Genomic DNA, 17,531 nt, shown 5'->3' with positions numbered 1-17,531 from the left:
TAAGCCTTACATGGCTCCCCATTCCTTTAAAGAATCGGTATTCATTTTTATATAATCGGCATTACCTGCTTTTCTAGCACCCGCTAAAGAGGCTTTGGCTGATTCGATAGCTTGCTCTTTAAGTCCAGCTTTGGCTTCAATTAAAGATTTTTTACGTAACACCCAGAAAGGAGCTTTCCCGTTTTGCATTTCTACAGATTTACCAATCCAAGTAAGTGCTTGTTTGATATCATTACCCGACTCATAATAGTAATTTGCTGCTGCATAATAATCATTAGCAGTAGGCCCGTTTAAAGTCTTCTCTATATTTTTCATGGTTAATTCTTGGGTAGGAAGTTGCACAGGTAATTTTACCATGGTGTTTTCCCAATGCATCACCAAGTTTGCTCCATCATTATGCAAGTCGCTAAAATAAATTGTAAAAGTTTCTTGTGTCGTGGCTGTTTTGTGTGTTTCGGCTTTTAAGCTTGCCACCACCTTGCTCTCATCCCAATTTTGTGGTAACCCCCAATTACTGGTATCGTTGTACAAATAGACTTCCCAATATTTTTTATGCGGAGTTACATAGATAGCGTAACTACCCGGTTTTAATTCGGTACCGTTAAAATTTACCATGGTATTAAAACTAATCACTGTATTTTGATTAGCTCCAGCTCGCCACATCTTACCGTAAGGCACTAAATTTCCAAATACTTCTCTATCTCGCATCGAGGGTCTAGAGTACTCAATATTAAATTCGGTTAAGCCTACATTTTGCTTTAGGCTACTCTTTGGGCTTGGCTGAGGGGTTTGTAACTGGGCATGACCTTGAAAACTAAACAAAATAGCGGTTGCTAGTAAAAATAATTTTTTCATCTTTTTTATTTTTTCGTTATAACTACAATAATACTCAAATCAGCGCTTTTTTTTGCTTATTTTTTAATGATATCTTATCAAAATTATCTTAAAATTTAGTATACTCGCCCTACAATTCACTATTACAATGAACAACGAAGCTAGCTTTATACAAGAAATACAAGAAGGATATAACTGCAAAGGAGACTCCATTTTTTTAGGTGCCGGTATGCTAAATGAAAAAACTATAGCCGATGCTGTGATTAAAATACCCCTTAAAACGCTCAACAGACACGGATTGATTGCGGGTGCCACCGGTACTGGAAAAACTAAAACCTTACAAATTTTGGCCGAAAATATGAGTCAAAAAGGGATTCCGGTTTTGCTAATGGACTTAAAAGGTGACCTTAGCGGATTGGCGCAAGCTTCCCCTATAGCCGATAAATTAAAAGGACGTCACGAACAAATCAACTATCCTTTTACCCCAAAATCCTCACCTGTAGAATTATTATCACTATCGGGTGAAAAGGGCGTTAAGTTACGTGCCACGGTTAGCGAATTCGGACCGGTTTTATTGTCACGCATTTTAAACCTTAGCGATACCCAAACAGGTATTTTGGCTATTATTTTTAAATATTGTGATGACCATAAAATGCCATTGCTGGATTTAGAAGACCTTAAAAAGATGCTTCGCTTTATTACCGAAGAAGGAAAAACTGAATTTGAAGAAATTTATGGTAGCGTTTCTAAAGCATCAACAGGTGCAATGCTTAGAAAAATTGTTGCCCTAGAGCAGCAGGGAGCTGACCTTTTCTTTGGCGAACCTTCTTTTGATGTAAAAGATTTAATGCGCTTTAACAGTAAAGGAGAAGCTTTTATCAACATAATACGACTTACCGACATTCAGGATAAACCAGCATTGTTTTCAACTTTCATGTTAAGTCTTTTAGCCGAAGTATATTCTACCTTTCCCGAACAAGGTGATGCAGACAAACCTAAATTGGCCATCTTTATTGATGAGGCACATCTGGTTTTTAAAGAAGCTAGCGATGCCTTAATGGGGCAAATTGAGAGCATCATTAAACTCATCCGTTCCAAAGGAGTTGGTGTGTTTTTTGTAACCCAAAACCCAACCGATGTACCCAAAGAAATTTTAAGTCAACTAGGGCTTAAAGTTCAACATGCTTTGCGTGCCTTTACCGCACGTGATCGTAAAGCCATAAAATTAACGGCAGAGAATTACCCTATTTCTTCTTTTTATAAAACCGAAGAAACCCTTACTCAATTAGGAATAGGTGAAGCTTTTATTAGTGCACTCGATGAAAAAGGTAGGCCCACTCCCCTAGCAGCCACTATGTTGCGTGCCCCAATGAGCCGAATGGATGTGTTACAAGAAAACGAAATTGATCTCTTGGTAAATTGCTCTAGCCTGGTGACCAAATACAACCAGTCAATTAATCGAGAAAGTGCATACGAGATTTTAAATCAAAAAATAGAAAAAGCAAGCCAACAAGAACAACTTGAAAAAGCACAAGAGCAACGCAAAGAAGTGGCTAAAAAGCAAACTCGAAAAACCGGCGAATCGGCTACTACAAAGGCAGTATTAAAAGTGCTAACAAGCGCTACCTTTATTCGTGGGGTAATGAGTATACTCAATAAAGCTTTTAAATAATGTATCGACATTTTAAGTTATACAAACCCTACGGTTATTTAAGCCAGTTTATCACCAATCAGCCTAAAGCTAAAAAGAAAAAAATGCTAGGTGAACTCTTTGATTTCCCAGAAAATACAATGGCAATTGGTCGTTTAGATTTAGATTCTGAAGGCTTACTCTTATTAACAACCGATGGTAAAATGAGTTTTGCTGTTTTGTCTAAAAGCGTAGAGAAAGAATACTATGTTCAGGTTGATGGCCTCATAACACCCACGGCAATAGAGCAACTTAAAAACGGCGTGCGTATTAGTATTCAGGGAAAGCCGTACGATACCTTACCTTGTAAAGCATTTAAATTGAAGCAAATACCAAATTTTCCGCCTCGTGCAAAAAAAATAAGAGATGAGCGCCACGGCCCTACTAGCTGGGTGTCAATTTGTATTAATGAAGGAAAGTTTAGACAGGTAAAAAAAATGACAGCTGCCGTTGGTTTTCCTACCTTGCGCCTTGTAAGGGTACGGGTAGGAAATACCAAATTAGAACAGATGGATGCCGGTGAAGTGCAAGAAATAACTTCTTCGCTTGAAGCGGAATTTACTTCTCGTTAAGGAGATAATTTATTGCACTACAATTTTATATCGTAAGCTTTTATTGGTACTTTGTAGTTGTAAGAAATATATACCACTTGGTAAATCAAGCTTAATTTCTCCTTTGGTATTCCCTTTTTGAACAAGCCTACCTATGCTGGAGTATAGCGTAAATTCGCGACGCTGTTGTAAACCTTTTATAAAAAGTATTTTATGTGCCGGATTAGGATAAATCTGTATCACCGAATTGGAGACTTTCGTGCTGGACAACGGATTGTTCCAAGTTTGCCCCTGTTTATTACCCCATATGTACTCAATTAAATCGGGATAATCTATAAACGGATTTCTATTTTTTTGCCAACTATAGATGATATTATTTCGGTTCATCTCAAAATCATCGGGCGGATCGTTTCTATGCCAATTCAATAAGGTGTCTAAATCACCTAATTCACCTGTAATTTGGCTGTAGCCAGAAACAATAGATAAACCATTGTAACGCAATGCCAAAAAGAAAACACTTCGAGCCACATCACCTTTAAAACTCCCTTGATTATTGATGGGACCGGTATATTGCCCGTAATGTTTATTTCCACGTGCAGAGTTTTCAGGACCATCTACTGCTCGCAGTCCGTGTGCATCAGAGTTGGCGTGACGTAAAGAATCGGCATTGGTGGTCCAATACACCGATATACCATCGGCTGTTTCATCTTCTTCTATACTAAAAAATCCGCCTCTTGAGCGAGGAAAAGTGTGCTCTCTATTCCAAGTTCCAGTATTGATAGAGCTGGTCTGAAAATCTATTTTTTGTTTTACACTCTCGGTGTACACTTGCCAAATTTGATTGTTATTTTCAGGGTTTTCATCGGCTTGTTTTAAAATATCAATTACATCGTTATAGGTATGCGCTCGTACCAGGTTAGGGTCGGCAACAATCGCCTGCAAAGCGTCTCTTAGTGAATTTCCTGCCAGTTGATCGATACCCGAATAATATCCCGAAGGCGCGGTACTACTTACCGTATTATAAGTCGGATTTAAAGGAGTTCCCCAAGGAGATATGCTGAAATCATTATCGATAATACGCAATTCGATAAAATTATTTAATGCCAACAACTCAGGAGGTAAATTTACAAAGCCTACACGAGCAATTTCATCGCCCTCATCTAAATTGTCATCTATTATTTGTAAAGTTGTGCTGGTGGTATTACTCCCTGCCGGTATGCTAAGCTGGATATTCCCTGTGAAATCGGCACTTGTAAATCCCCCTTGATCTAATTGTATACCAAAACTAGTATTTTGCGCAACATTTTGTTCTGTAGTAAATTGTATTTGAATGCTTTCTCCTTCTTGAAATTCAGTTTTATTAAAACTCATTTGTATTCCATTGAGTAGAATGCCACTGCCATCATTCAGTTGTCTCGGTGTAGGTGTTTTAACATCATAACCACCTTGATTGTTTAACTGAATGGATTCGTTGTCTTTATTGCCATTTGCATTTTCATCTATTTGCGTAGTTTCGCCCAACAGATTAAGCAAACTGGTGGCCGTTGGGTCGCTTGTACCATACACCAAAGCGTCTATCAAATTGGTAGTTGTAGCTAGGGTGCCGTCGGGAAAATCGGCGGGAGCGGCTTGGTAAATAGCCACTGCATCTGCTCCATTCTGTATTAGATTGGGTGCAATAATGTATTGAGGAACGGGTGACACCGTACTGCTTCCTATTAATAAAATGCCATTTACATCGGTAGTATAGCCGCTTAAATCTAGCGTAAGATAACTTGTATTTCCTCCCGAAGTAGACCCGTTGAAGAAGACTAAAACAAAACCTGTTAAATCAAAATTAGGTGTATTCGACTTTAACTCTACAAACTCTTGGTCATCTATACTGGGGGTATCACAATCTAATTCATTAATTACCAATTGAGCGTTAACCCAAGGGGAAAAAAGTAATAGAGAGATACCAAATATTAAATTGCGCATATTTATATTTTTTACAAAGGTAAGCCACTTTTTACCTAAAAACGCTGAATAATCAGACTTAATCTAGATTTTTAGATTAACTAATGTTTTAATAGCCCTATAGATTTTATAAATCACGAAAGGTTTCTTGATTGCCTTTATCTTTGTAATTTCGCCTTATTTAAAAATTAGAACTTATGAACGTATTATCAAGCTTGAATTGGCGGTATGCAACTAAAAAATTTGATACCGAAAAGCAGGTGAAACGCGATAAAATAAACTTACTTAAGAATGCTTTTAACCTAACGGCAACCTCCTATGGTTTGCAACCAGTAAAGATGCTCATTGTAAAAAATAAAGATTTGCAAGAAAAAATGATGCCGGCGTGTTTTAATCAAAAACAAGTAAATACGGCGTCGCATATTTTGGTTTTAGGTATACCCGAAACCATAGATGAGCAATTTGTACGCAATTATTTTGATTTGGTAAAGAGCATACGACAAACTCCTGATGCCGTCTTAAAACCATTTCAAGACTTTTTAGTAGACGATTTTAAGAAATCAACCACAGAAAAGATTGAGCGTTGGGCTACTAACCAGGTATATTTAGCGCTAGGTAATTTACTTACGGTGTGTGCCATTGAGTCAATTGATTCGTGCCCAATGGAAGGTTTTAATCCAGAAATACTAAGCGAAGTACTTTCGTTAAAAGACTATGATTTAAAACCCAAATTGCTTTTACCCATTGGTTACCGCGCCGATGATGATGCTTTTTCTCAGATGGCCAAAGTGAGAAAACCACTCGAAGAAACCATTATAGAGCTGTAAGTTATAGCAATTATTTAAAAAAAGCTTGTCGAACAAGACAAGCTTTTTTTGTTATTTGAATAAAATCGACTAATAGTTTACATATTCTGTTATTTCTAAACCATAACCAATAATTCCAACTCGTTTGGTTTGCTCGGTATTTGAGAGTAATTTGATTTTATGTATACCTAAATCGTGTAGAATTTGCGCTCCAATACCAAAATCTTTATGATCCATTTCTAGTTTAGGTGCTTTCATAATACCACGCTGCTGCTGATCTCTGAGTTCTTCCAGTCGATGTAATAAATTCAGCGTAGACTGCTCTTGATTGATGAATACAATTACTCCCGATTGTGCTTTCTCAATTGCTTTGAACATGTCATCGAGTTTCTCATCGGCATTATTAGTAAGCGTGCCTAATATATCATTATTCACTAGGGTCGAATTTACCCGCACTAATACCGGTTCTTCTTCTTGCCAATCTCCTTTAGTTAACGCCAAATGAACTTGATCGTTGGTGGTTTGTTTATATGCTCTTAGGCGGTACGTACCAAAGCGAGTATTGATTGTAAAATCTTCTTTTTTCTCAATAAGCGAATCATGACGCATACGGTAAGCCACCAAATCTTCTATAGAGATAAGTTTTAAATCAAATTTTTTGGCCACCTCTATCAATTGAGGTAAGCGAGCCATGGTACCATCTTCGTTTAAAATTTCTACCAAGATTCCAGCCGATTTAAATCCGGCCAAACGTGCTAAATCAACAGCAGCTTCTGTATGCCCAGTTCTTCTTAATACTCCCCCGTTTTTTGCTTTTAAAGGAAAAATATGACCAGGTCTACCTAATTCGTGTGGTTGGGTTTTTTCATCGACTAAGGCTTTAATGGTTTTTGCTCTATCGTGAACAGAAATACCAGTAGTACAACCATGCCCTATCAAATCTACAGATACGGTAAATTGGGTATGGTGCAATACGGTATTATTACTCACCATCATTTCAAGATTAAGCTCATCACAGCGATCTTCTGTTAGCGGCGCACAAATAAGTCCGCGACCGTGTTTTGCCATAAAATTTATCATCTCTGGGGTTACCGCTTCCGCGGCAGCGATAAAATCGCCTTCGTTTTCACGGTCTTCATCATCTACTACAATAACCATTTTACCCTGCTTAATAGCTTCAATAGCTTCGGGAATGGTATCGAGTTGAATTTTCTTTTTATTTTCTTTAGTCATAGCTTTTTTTTCAAATTTACTATTTCTTTGGTTTACGCGTAAGACCTAACTTTGCCGATAGGCGCTTAATTGGTAAAACAATAGCATCTGTATTTATAAATCCTTGGTCGGTAGTCGCTCGATAAGTCAAATAAATGCTCAAAGGCATCATTATAAACGTAGATAACCAACTGGCTAAAAACGGACTAATAGCTCCGTTCTCAGCACTATTGGTAGCAAAAATACCAATAAAATGATAGGTTAAAAACAGTAAAATTGCCACTACCATAGGTAACCCAAGTCCACCTTTACGGATAATAGCTCCTAATGGGGCACCTACAAAAAACAAAATAAAACACGAAACGGCCAAGGCAAATTTACTATGCAATTGGATTTCGGTTTTATTGATGCGGGTTGACTTGCGTCTTAGAATATTTTTCTTCCCTTTAATACTAGACAATGAACCACGAGCAGTACCTATTGCGATATTTAAAATTTGTTGAGTTTCGGTGGGATTATAACTCGCATATAGATCTTCTAAACTATCAATTTGATAAGACAAGGTATCGGTTTGCTTTACTTCTAGACCTTTGGTATTTTTTAAAGTACTAGCGGTTGTTTTTCTTACCCCAAAATTATCGCTATATGCCTGTACACCACTTCGGTTTATGATGTTGGTATTAAAATTTATTTTCTCTTGATTATAATCCGCCGAAAGCGAATCTAAAGCCACTCGAAGTTCCTGACTGTCTAGCATCTTGTAGCTGTAATTGTATTTCTCTTCGTTTAAATCAACATCGTTAAAATTTGATAAATCGATATTTATTGTGTAGGTGTCAAAATAACTTTTTACAAAGGGTTTGCGTTGCCGCTCTTTAAAGTCGTTAGGTTGAATTTCATCATAATAGTTACCTTCAAACAATATCAGCGACAAAAAGTCTGAATCTTCACTACTGGCTAGTTCTCCTCTTTTGGCTTTTATTACGGTAAAGTTACCCCTGTTATTTTGATTTTTTTTATGGATTATTACATCTCGTAAATACTGATCGTTATCGCCAGATTTTTCGGTAACCTTAATATTGACATCTCCAATATCATTAAAGGCCCCCTCAACAATAGCCATTGCAGGCTTAAGCTTAGATATATTTTTTCGCAGGTTAATCGACTTAAATTCGGCCCAAGGAATTACATTGTTCGCAAAGAAAAAAGCAATAATACTCAGTAAACCAATAAAATAAATCAAACTACGCATTGCCCTTTGCAGCGAAATACCCGATGATTTCATAGCTGCAAACTCATAATTCTCGGCAAAACTACCAAAGGTCATTATAGAAGTAACCAAAATAGTTAATGGCAAGACCAGCGGTATTACTTTAGGCATAATGTAAAACAAAAATCTGCCAATCACAAAATAGTCTAGGTCTTTACCCGCCAGTTCTGATATATGTAGCCAAATACCTTGTAGCACAAAAATAAACATCAAGACTACAAAAACCGCAAAAAAGGTTTGTACAAAACTGGTAAATATATACCGATCTAGAATTTTCAAGAAAAAAGGCTTTAGCTTGTTTTACAACTGGTTGATATAATAACCGTTATATTTGTTTTTATCAAAAGTAAACAAAGACTGCGACAAGGGCTCGTTGGTATTAAATTGATTTACTTTAATGGTTACTTTAGTGCCGTTATCTTGAATTTGAATTAATTTATAGATGTGTTTGGTTTGTTTATCAATACCTAATAGAATCTCTTTTACTTCAGCTTGACTGTCAATTGGTGTTAACTTAACAAACTGTATTGTTCTACCCTTAATATCCTGAGTAATATCCCATTTGTAGGTATAACCTTCTTCATAAAAACTTAACATTTTTGATGGGGTAATACTTTCATCTTGGTTAGGATTATAATTTGAGATGGTAATCTCCTCATCCTCAGGCACAATAGTATATAATTTTTTACCATCAAATAGGCGCGTAATCCCCATTAAATTTAACCGATAAAGTTCATTCTTTAAACTCACCTCGCCACGGGTTTCTTGCTTAATATTTTCATTGGTGTTTTCTAAAATATAGTCGAAGTGAATCACCATATTGTCATAAGATTTCACTTTGGCTGATACTTCATTTAGTAATTGCTCTGCTTTCGCTGAATTTTGAGCGTTAACACTAAATATAGCTAGCAATGCTAGACTAAAAACCATTAATTTTTTCATGCTGTTAACTTTTTTATGCTTCATTTAAAAATTCTTCCAATGCGTTTAAGTCGGTTATCAAAACTTGTCTGGCTTTACTACCTTCAAAAGGTCCAACAATACCCGCGGCTTCCATTTGGTCAATAATTCTACCGGCACGATTGTACCCTATCTTTAACTTACGTTGCAATAAAGAGGCAGATCCTTGCTGTGCGGTAACCAATACTTCGGCTGCTTGATTAAACAGACTATCGCGTTCGCTCACATCTATATCAAGACCTGTGCCATTTTCTTCTCCTTCATATTCTGGCAAAATGTGCGCATCGGGATAAGCTTTTTGCGCGCCAATAAAATCGGTTATTTTTTCAACCTCGGGTGTATCTACAAAGGCACATTGCAAACGAATCAAATTATTACCTTGGGTATACAGCATATCTCCTTTTCCTATCAATTGATCGGCACCTCCTGTATCTAATATGGTACGCGAATCTATCTTACTGGTTACCCTAAAAGCAATACGTGCTGGGAAGTTAGCTTTAATCATACCCGTAATTACGTTTACCGATGGTCTTTGGGTGGCAATTATCAAGTGTATTCCTATTGCCCGCGCCAATTGAGCCAGTCGCGCAATGGGAATTTCAACCTCTTTACCCGCTGTCATAATTAAATCGGCAAATTCATCGACCACCAAAACGATATAAGGCAAAAATTTATGTCCGTTTTCCGGATTTAATTTTCTTGCTTTAAATTTCTCGTTGTATTCTTTAATGTTACGCACCATAGCGTCTTTTAACAGCTCATAGCGACTATCCATTTCAATACAAAGCGAGTTAAGCGTATGAATTACTTTGGTATTATCGGTAATAATAGCCTCTTCGGCATTCGGTAATTTTGCCAAATAGTGACGCTCGATTTTGTTAAACAAAGTAAGCTCAACCTTTTTTGGATCTACCAAAACAAATTTCACTTCGGCTGGGTGTTTTTGATAAAGCAATGAGGTAAGTATAGCGTTTAATCCAACCGATTTACCCTGACCTGTAGCCCCCGCCATTAATAAGTGAGGCATTTTTGCTAAATCGGCAACAAAAGTCTCGTTTGAGATATTTTTTCCTAACGCAATAGGCAATTGCATCTCGGCATTTTGAAATTTAGTCGAGCCGATTACCGAACGCATACTTACAATACTCGGATTTTTATTAGGCACCTCTATACCGATAGTCCCCTTCCCTGGTATGGGTGCTATAATACGAATTCCTAGAGCCGATAAAGATAAAGCGATATCATCTTCTAGGTTTTTAATTTTAGAAATACGTACGCCTGCTTCGGGAACAATTTCATATAAAGTCACCGTAGGCCCTACTGTAGCTTTGATTTGCGCAATTTCAATTTTATAGTTTTTAAGGGTATTAACAATATTGTTTTTGTTATTCTCTAGCTCTTCTTGGTTTATGGTAATTCCGCCTTTACCCGAACTGTGGTCTACCAACAATTCAAGGGTAGGAAACTTAAAATTTTTCAATTCTAGCGTTGGGTCAAACTCGCCAAAATCTTTGACCAATTTGTTGCTCAAATTGTCTTCATCTACCTCTTCTTCTGCTGCTTGCTCTACTTCCATCGCCACATCATCGGTTTGATTACCAATGATAATTTTAGCGGGTTCAGCCTTCTCATCCGCTTTATCTGAAGTTTTTTCTGGTTGGGTATTCTCAAAAGTTATCGATGAACCAAGGGTTTCTTCCTTTTCTTCGCCATTTTTATCTAGATTATTATCTTCTGCAGCTTGAGCTTCGGCTTCAGCTTTTTCTTGTTCAAGAAAGGCGTCTATCTCAGCTTGTTCTACATCTTTAGCCTCATCAAAATCGGCTTTCACCTGAGCTCGAGTCGTTTTAAAATATTGCCCCAAGACATCTGGTGTTAAATTATAACGGATGATCAAATAGGCTAAAAAAAGAAAACTCAGAACAAGTATTGTACCTGCAAAGCCTAAATAATCTTGCAAATAATCATTGAGTTCATAACCTACAATACCGCTTAATATGGCTTGTTCGGGTGCGAAAAAACCCAATACCGTACACAACCATAGCATCAAAAGTAAGCCCCAAAACCAATAAGATTTTAATTTCGCCGCAGGCTTTCTAAAGAACCAATAAAATCCTGTAACACTCAGCAAAAAAGCAATTTGATAGGCAGCAATACCAAACCCTTTGAACATAAAGAAATGACTGATTCCCGCACCAAATTTATTCATCACATTATTTGCCTGCACATTCCTATCGGCGAGTGCGGCTAGCGTATCTTGATCGGCTTTCCAGTGAAACAAATAAGAGGTAAAAGCCAATAGCAAACCTAGTCCTAAGAAAAATAAAAATAGTCCCGCTAGTACCTGTTGTTTTTTGCTTGGCACCCAATTTATTTTCTTAACTACTCGTTTTTTGGTTTTAACCGATTTTTTAGATGTTTTTTTCTTAGCCATTCACATTAATTGATTCGCAGACAAAAGTACAAATATGATTAATTAAACCACAGACGCCAGCATTTTAAATTTAGAAATTTATATAGGGGCAATAAATTAAAAGGCCAATAATTACTGCAACGCAAGCGCCTATGAAAACCGCTCCCGCTGCCAAATCTTTTATTTTTCCTATTTTCTCATGAAAGTCAGGATGTATAAAATCGGCTATTTCTTCAATGGCCGAATTAGCTCCTTCTAATCCCATCACTAATCCTATGGCAAAAAGTTGCATCATCCATTCTGTTCTGGAAATGCCGACAAACCACCCCAGTAAACAAACGCATAGGCCAATAAAGAATTGTGCTTGTATGCTATGTTCATAACGCAAAAGCAAATAGGCTCCTTTAATAGCATACCAACCACCTTTAAGCCTATCGCGTATAAATTTTTTCATGTGTATAAAAATCCGTTTAGGTAAATATAGAGTTTAAGCCTTTACCCTCAAAATTTGTTTTATAATTATACACAATAGAGTAACTATTAAAAAGGTTTAACCTGATTCATCAAGATATATTAGCCTTCAAAGCTATAAGCTTGTCTAAATATGGGTTATAGCTGCTTATTATAAAAACTTAGCCTAATCTTAGTATTATGTTACTATTGAATCTTGACATTCAACGGGCCCACCCAAGCCGTTTTGGATCCATCTAAACATACAGTGCGCACATAAAAATCGTAATTTACATTAGGTGAAATTTGGGTGTATGTAATTTGTGTTCCATAATCTGATCGTGACTCAATGGCCGATGATTCAGGAGATTTGTGTTTTCCCACCAAATTAAACTCGTAAGTTTTATTGTTGCCATCGTCTTTCCAACTTATACTAGCCCCAACAGGATCACCAAAGAAATTATATTCGGTAAAATAAGACAGGTTGTAAGGTTCTAAACATACATTTTGATTCTGTTCTGCAAAATAGGAAACAGGACCCACCCAGGCACTATGTCCCAGATCAATATTACAATATGCCCGCACATAAGCATCATACACTTTGTTCTTTTCTAAACTTAAATCAAAAATCGTTTCGCTATTGGAACTTATCTTTTGGCCTTGCCCCACTTCAAAGCCTTGTGCACCATACTCTACCTCGTAAAATGAAGCATCATTTTCATTATCATAGTAATTCCACGCTATGTATCCATTAAATTCTAATGCATAAGGATTCTCACAAAAAGAAGAAATATTTATCGTTTTTGGACCAAACCAATCGGTTTTTTTACCGTTTTCTTGAACACCGCGAATCCAGAAATGATATACCACATCGCTAGCAAAAATCAAATCTCTAATTGGTTTTTCAACCCGTTGCTGATTAGAGGTAGTAAAAAAATCGGCCCATTCAGCTTGAACTTCATAGCCCGCTTCCGCGAAAGCGATTTCGAAATAGTCAAATTCGCCACGAATGCCATAATAAAAGTCTAATGAACTACCGTTTTGAGACACCTCAAAATAATCGATTTGATTCTGGGAAGCACTGCCTTCATCATCTTTAGAGCATCCCCATAAAAGGCCGAGAACCAAAACCAAATAAGCCTGTAACTTTAACTTCGCTATATCAGCAACCACTTTTCTTAGAACTAACATTTCCTTAAATTTTGCGGATCAATATACGCTAATTTTTCATTATTTTTAATAATTTTAGCAAAACATAGATTTTAAAGTAATCGAAACAATAGAAACATTTGAGCCGATTCCGTCACATTATCTAAAAGCTTTAACCTTCCCCGATAAAAAAAAATCGGGAAATGCTATGTGGCCGGTACAGCTCGCCCTTACTTTTAATCGAATTTTAAATTGAACACCTAATAGACCAAATCACCCGTATGTGAGTCGCTACCCTAGAAAATCGTAAAAAACTTTTAATAATAAACAGAATGAAATCATTATTGACCTTTTTCATATATATAAGTTTAGGATGCACAACCTACGCTCAAAGTCAGCTTTCAAAAATGAGTACAATGAAAGTTGAAAAGCCAATTGTAATAATAAACGACACCATAATTGGTAGTTCTACCTTGTTAAACAAAATACAGCCTGAGAAGATTGTGGAACTAAATATTTTCAATGAGAAAAAATTTAGCAATACTTGCCTATTTATTCAAAACGTAAAATATACAGGAATTTTGATGGCGAAGATCAACCACGAAATAAATTTCAAAACGCAAAGAGAGCTGAATTCCTTTTTTGGACTGAATGAGGAAAATGATGTTTATGTAAATGGATATTTAATTGAGCATAAAAATCAGCATATTTCCTCAGAAAGTATTATCGGTATTGAATTATTAAAAGCTGACAATTTTAAAACGGAAAAGCCTGTCTTGAATGTAAAAATCGAATAAAAAGGCTTTACAAATATTTATCAATACAATTACAGCTTTGAAAGGATTAGGAAAACCAATTGAAGGTTTCCCAAAAATAAAATAATTAATTTTAGCCCTAATTAGTGATAGTATAGGCCAATTAGAAAACCTTATGAAAAAAATTTCATTCCTATTTGTACTTATTTGCTCCATCGTAAATGGACAGAGTATAAAAGAACTATATACTGAAAAATTCCAAAGCGATTGGAAAGTTTATGAAGACAAGAATTATGTTAAAAAATATATTGACACTAACATTGTTTATAAATTAAAAAGCGGAAGAACTCCGGAGCAGGAATTACTTTTTCAGGCAAAAGAAAATCATAATAAAAGAGCTGAAAGACTTTCCCAAATCTTTTCAAGTTTAAAAGTAGAACTTGAGGCAACAGATTCACTTGCCTTTATAGAACAACGTTCAACAAATATTAATTTTGAAGGGAATTATGTAAATAAAGGAGCAATCATCACTAATGACACTATTTACGGATTTATTTATGATTACAGTAAAGAAAACTTCAAAATAGAAAACCATAATTACTTTCAGCATTCCGAAAATGAGACTATACATCAAGCAAAACAAGTTATTGGAAATTTAATATTGGCTAACAAAACTAATTATTTAGATTCAATAGCAAAGGTTGAGTCTGCCATGTTTGCAAACTCATTTAAAGACATAAGTCCTGAAACAGAATTTGAAATTCTGATTTATAATAAAACAAAAAATAACGATTTAAGAAGGTTCTATTTGCACGAAACATTCATTTACGTAATGAATTATGCAAAGGAAAAAAATAAACCTGAGCACAACGACAATTAACTATAATTACAAGATCACGGCAATGCGGTAAACTATATTCAAATAGTCTTCATAATTTGAATGATTTAATTTGTAATTACCTGATGCAGTGGTAAATATAAAATTTTATTTTTTTATCTTAATATTAATGTCTTTTATTTCTTGTAATTCATCTTCAGTTGATTTGAATGATGAAAAATACGAGTTTGACGGAAGAGGCGTTGTAAATTGTGAAGTTAATGGTTAATTAATAAAACTAACTTTGGTAATAAGTCAGATGCACAATCTGTATAGTTTATCTAGTTTGGCAATGAATACTTGTATACCAATGTTTTGCGTCTTAGTTTTCAAAATAAAGGACAATCGGCTGATATTTTTGACTAATTTATAACTATTGAAGTTACTAACATTAGCACTACCAAGTCGATGGTCGGCAATATTTATATTTTTGTTAATGAACCAAACCACGGTGAATTAAGTTAGACAATACTGTTTACACTACAAATAACATTTACAGTGGAACAGGAGAAATATTATATCAAGACATCGATAACTAAATTTTGGGTGAGCGTTTTGAACATGACGCAGTAATAAGGAAGGAAAAATTATTGAAATCACATCAGGAAAATTTGATCTAAACTATTAACAAAAAAATTTAGCGCTATTGTATTTAACTCATAGTTAGTAAGCCGGTATTTAAAAGCAAATTGACTTTACTAATCGACAACAAGTGCACTCAAAAATGTTTATACAATTAAAGTCATTTATTTATACTAACTACTTTAATTTTGATACGACAGATTTAAATGATTTGATGAGTGGGTATTACGTGGGAATTGAAAAAGATTTCAAATTCAGAGATAATGGAATGATAGCAACTGCAGAAGATGTGGGAATATTTATTAGAGCCCTAAATGATGGTTCTGTATTTCAAAAGGGAGAACAAGAAATCTATGTATACAAATTTGAACACGGCGGTTTAACAGTAGGCTACCAAAGCTTAGCAGAATACCATGAAGATATTGATACGGTGGTGGTTCAATTTATCAATACAACCAATTTTGAGGGTTATGAGTATAATTTGTCTGAGATAATAATCAACCGAATGGTGAAAATCATCAAAAAGAGAAGTTAGATGAAATTACTTATAAAAGTTTCGCTTCCGCGGAATTAAATAAAACAGATCTAGGTGAACTTTTCTTTTAAAAAATGATTTTTATTAGTAACCAATGTAAGATTTATGTCAATAAACAATAATTCTGCTTATAGCGACGCAAATACAACTACAAACTAGTATATTTGAGTGGTGATAATATATGCCCTAAAAAGCTCAAAACCTCCTGAAAATGGAACAAATAAAAATAATACTCTTTGCCTTAGCTTCTTTCTTTGGTATTGAAAACGGTAGATTAGCTGCTGAGAAGGCCGACATCACAATCTATCCTGAAAATAAAAAAATTGAAATTATTCAAGAAAAATTGTTCAGTATTCCTCAAACAAAAACAGATAGCACATTGGTGGTAGAGCAATGGAATAAAATTCTTGATTTGAAAGGAGATGAAGAAGCCTGGTCAGAGGAGTTAAATGAATTTCCACTCAAAAGCTTTGAGCTTTTTACGACTAACAATACAATTCAACCACACTTAATACTTTATTATACAGATGAAATAAGCCTTAAAGCATTGGGAATTTGGTATAACAAAGAAAAAAATGAATTTTCAATAAATAACATTCCACAACACAATCTAAAAACCGATGATGGAAAATTAGTAGGGAATTATTGGGTTTTCAAAGCTAAAGATACCATCGCCTTTAGCATAGAACCATTTCTTCAAATGCCACAGGCCTATAAAAAATTAAAAACGCCTTTAGAAAAATTAGTGAAAACAGAGAAATAAAGCCATCAGCTGGTCAATTGATTATTCAATAATATAGCAAGCATACGAAAAATTAAGATTTTTTTTTACTTGCCCTATTTCGCGTCTAATGTCACAAATGAGGCGAAAGCAAAAAATTAAACCTAAATCTAATCCGCTAAGGATAGCATCTAAACAAAAAAATCACCTATTAAATATCGCAATATAAAAGAACTATAAAGATGTTCTCTGTAATCATGAGTGTATTATTCATCGCCACTGCCTGTAAACCTGACAAACAACAAAGCGATATAACCTAAATAATTGGAAAAAATGCTAAGTAAATACCGAAAGGAAACCCATTATTAGAAAAGAAATGAATTACTGATAGATTTTATGGCAACCAAGAATAAAGACTACAAAACAACCACTTGATTAAAAGTTGTACCAAGAAAGGAGAAAATCATGAAGTATTGCATAAGTGGCTCCAACCCCATATTAACCTTATTGAAAAGCTGTCAAAAGCCGAAACTAATGAAGAGGCAGAAGTAATTATTTTTAAACTCCAAAAGTCTTTGGGAAGCTATGAACACTATTTCCAATAAGCCTTAAAAAATCTTTGAGGTAAAATTAGAAAATAACCACTCAACGAATTTAATTAGAACTATGGGAAAAACTTAGCTTTTCATTCTTCACCCTTCCCCTTGCCCAGCTCAGAAGTTCAACTGTTTCAATATTACCCATTAGCTGCCCTTATCTGCTTTGGGTAA

Annotated in this window: 15 protein-coding genes and 1 pseudogene; 8 read left to right on the top strand and 8 right to left on the bottom strand. The window is 35.3% G+C overall.

All coding sequences use genetic code 11. From position 1 onward, the window contains the following. Positions 1-6: 6 nt before the first annotated feature. Positions 7-855: a DUF2911 domain-containing protein gene (locus tag FT993_RS09900; protein ID WP_147862392.1), complete on the bottom strand. Its 849-nt coding sequence runs from the start codon at positions 853-855 to the stop codon at positions 7-9. A gap of 127 nt (positions 856-982) precedes the next feature. Between FT993_RS09900 and FT993_RS09895 the strand changes: the two genes are divergently transcribed. Both FT993_RS09895 and FT993_RS09890 read left to right on the top strand, forming a co-directional pair. Beyond that, a complete protein-coding gene (locus tag FT993_RS09895; protein ID WP_147862391.1) occupies positions 983-2,506 on the top strand; it encodes a helicase HerA-like domain-containing protein in 1,524 nt (507 codons plus the stop codon). Next, positions 2,506-3,096 (top strand): pseudouridine synthase, encoded by a 591-nt coding sequence (locus FT993_RS09890; RefSeq protein WP_147862390.1) that lies wholly within the window; start codon positions 2,506-2,508, stop codon positions 3,094-3,096. The genes FT993_RS09895 and FT993_RS09890 overlap by 1 nt, the downstream gene beginning before the upstream one ends. Before the next feature lie 9 nt (positions 3,097-3,105). Here FT993_RS09890 and FT993_RS09885 read toward each other — a convergent pair whose 3' ends face one another. Further along, positions 3,106-5,052: an endonuclease gene (locus tag FT993_RS09885; protein ID WP_147862389.1), complete on the bottom strand. Its 1,947-nt coding sequence runs from the start codon at positions 5,050-5,052 to the stop codon at positions 3,106-3,108. 176 nt (positions 5,053-5,228) lie between these two features. Between FT993_RS09885 and FT993_RS09880 the strand changes: the two genes are divergently transcribed. Continuing rightward, complete coding sequence (locus FT993_RS09880) at positions 5,229-5,858, top strand: NAD(P)H-dependent oxidoreductase (protein WP_147862388.1); 630 nt, start codon at positions 5,229-5,231, stop codon at positions 5,856-5,858. Between the two features lie 69 nt (positions 5,859-5,927). On the opposite strand, the gene ribB is transcribed toward FT993_RS09880, so the two are convergent. From ribB to FT993_RS09850, 6 genes are all read right to left on the bottom strand, one after another. Beyond that, positions 5,928-7,070 carry a 3,4-dihydroxy-2-butanone-4-phosphate synthase gene (gene ribB, locus FT993_RS09875; RefSeq protein WP_147862387.1) on the bottom strand — a complete coding sequence of 381 codons (1,143 nt, stop codon included), beginning with the start codon at positions 7,068-7,070 and terminating at the stop codon, positions 5,928-5,930. Between the two features lie 19 nt (positions 7,071-7,089). Continuing rightward, on the bottom strand, positions 7,090-8,598 hold the full coding sequence (locus tag FT993_RS09870) for an LptF/LptG family permease (protein WP_147862386.1): 1,509 nt from the start codon (positions 8,596-8,598) through the stop codon (positions 7,090-7,092). Positions 8,599-8,619: 21 nt separating this feature from the next. Beyond that, positions 8,620-9,261 (bottom strand): outer membrane lipoprotein carrier protein LolA, encoded by a 642-nt coding sequence (locus FT993_RS09865; RefSeq protein WP_147862385.1) that lies wholly within the window; start codon positions 9,259-9,261, stop codon positions 8,620-8,622. A 13-nt stretch (positions 9,262-9,274) separates the two neighbouring features. Next, positions 9,275-11,713: a DNA translocase FtsK gene (locus tag FT993_RS09860; RefSeq protein ID WP_147862384.1), complete on the bottom strand. Its 2,439-nt coding sequence runs from the start codon at positions 11,711-11,713 to the stop codon at positions 9,275-9,277. Between the two features lie 70 nt (positions 11,714-11,783). Continuing rightward, entirely contained in the window at positions 11,784-12,146 is a 363-nt protein-coding gene (locus FT993_RS09855; protein WP_147862383.1) for a diacylglycerol kinase family protein, read from the bottom strand. A gap of 203 nt (positions 12,147-12,349) precedes the next feature. Beyond that, complete coding sequence (locus FT993_RS09850; protein WP_147862382.1) at positions 12,350-13,333, bottom strand: hypothetical protein; 984 nt, start codon at positions 13,331-13,333, stop codon at positions 12,350-12,352. 374 nt (positions 13,334-13,707) lie between these two features. On the opposite strand from FT993_RS09850, the gene FT993_RS09845 reads away from it, so the two are divergent. The 5 genes and pseudogenes from FT993_RS09845 (at position 13,708) to FT993_RS12355 (ending at position 17,366) form a co-directional block, all read left to right on the top strand. Next, on the top strand, positions 13,708-14,088 hold the full coding sequence (locus FT993_RS09845; protein ID WP_255504466.1) for a hypothetical protein: 381 nt from the start codon (positions 13,708-13,710) through the stop codon (positions 14,086-14,088). A 133-nt stretch (positions 14,089-14,221) separates the two neighbouring features. Further along, positions 14,222-14,926 (top strand): hypothetical protein, encoded by a 705-nt coding sequence (locus tag FT993_RS09840; RefSeq protein WP_147862380.1) that lies wholly within the window; start codon positions 14,222-14,224, stop codon positions 14,924-14,926. Positions 14,927-15,710: 784 nt separating this feature from the next. After that, positions 15,711-16,040 (top strand): annotated as a pseudogene (locus tag FT993_RS09835) (serine hydrolase); the annotation flags it as partial. A 211-nt stretch (positions 16,041-16,251) separates the two neighbouring features. Beyond that, on the top strand, positions 16,252-16,803 hold the full coding sequence (locus FT993_RS09830) for a hypothetical protein (RefSeq protein ID WP_147862379.1): 552 nt from the start codon (positions 16,252-16,254) through the stop codon (positions 16,801-16,803). Positions 16,804-17,192: 389 nt separating this feature from the next. Beyond that, a complete protein-coding gene (locus FT993_RS12355; RefSeq protein WP_187240801.1) occupies positions 17,193-17,366 on the top strand; it encodes a hypothetical protein in 174 nt (57 codons plus the stop codon). Positions 17,367-17,531 lie beyond the last annotated feature (165 nt).

Source organism: Mesonia sp. HuA40 (assembly GCF_008017835.1).
Classification (GTDB): domain Bacteria; phylum Bacteroidota; class Bacteroidia; order Flavobacteriales; family Flavobacteriaceae; genus Mesonia.
Note: the sequence above shows the minus strand (reverse complement) of the source record. Positions and strands in the feature narration are given on the sequence as shown.

Coding starts and splice junctions, on each gene's coding strand:
- FT993_RS09900 (WP_147862392.1), bottom strand. CDS start 855: ATGAAAAAATTATTTTTACTAGCAACCGCTATTTTGTTTAGTTTTCAA.
- FT993_RS09895 (WP_147862391.1), top strand. CDS start 983: ATGAACAACGAAGCTAGCTTTATACAAGAAATACAAGAAGGATATAAC.
- FT993_RS09890 (WP_147862390.1), top strand. CDS start 2,506: ATGTATCGACATTTTAAGTTATACAAACCCTACGGTTATTTAAGCCAG.
- FT993_RS09885 (WP_147862389.1), bottom strand. CDS start 5,052: ATGCGCAATTTAATATTTGGTATCTCTCTATTACTTTTTTCCCCTTGG.
- FT993_RS09880 (WP_147862388.1), top strand. CDS start 5,229: ATGAACGTATTATCAAGCTTGAATTGGCGGTATGCAACTAAAAAATTT.
- ribB (WP_147862387.1), bottom strand. CDS start 7,070: ATGACTAAAGAAAATAAAAAGAAAATTCAACTCGATACCATTCCCGAA.
- FT993_RS09865 (WP_147862385.1), bottom strand. CDS start 9,261: ATGAAAAAATTAATGGTTTTTAGTCTAGCATTGCTAGCTATATTTAGT.
- FT993_RS09860 (WP_147862384.1), bottom strand. CDS start 11,713: ATGGCTAAGAAAAAAACATCTAAAAAATCGGTTAAAACCAAAAAACGA.
- FT993_RS09855 (WP_147862383.1), bottom strand. CDS start 12,146: ATGAAAAAATTTATACGCGATAGGCTTAAAGGTGGTTGGTATGCTATT.
- FT993_RS09850 (WP_147862382.1), bottom strand. CDS start 13,333: ATGTTAGTTCTAAGAAAAGTGGTTGCTGATATAGCGAAGTTAAAGTTA.
- FT993_RS09845 (WP_255504466.1), top strand. CDS start 13,708: ATGAAAGTTGAAAAGCCAATTGTAATAATAAACGACACCATAATTGGT.
- FT993_RS09840 (WP_147862380.1), top strand. CDS start 14,222: ATGAAAAAAATTTCATTCCTATTTGTACTTATTTGCTCCATCGTAAAT.
- FT993_RS09830 (WP_147862379.1), top strand. CDS start 16,252: ATGGAACAAATAAAAATAATACTCTTTGCCTTAGCTTCTTTCTTTGGT.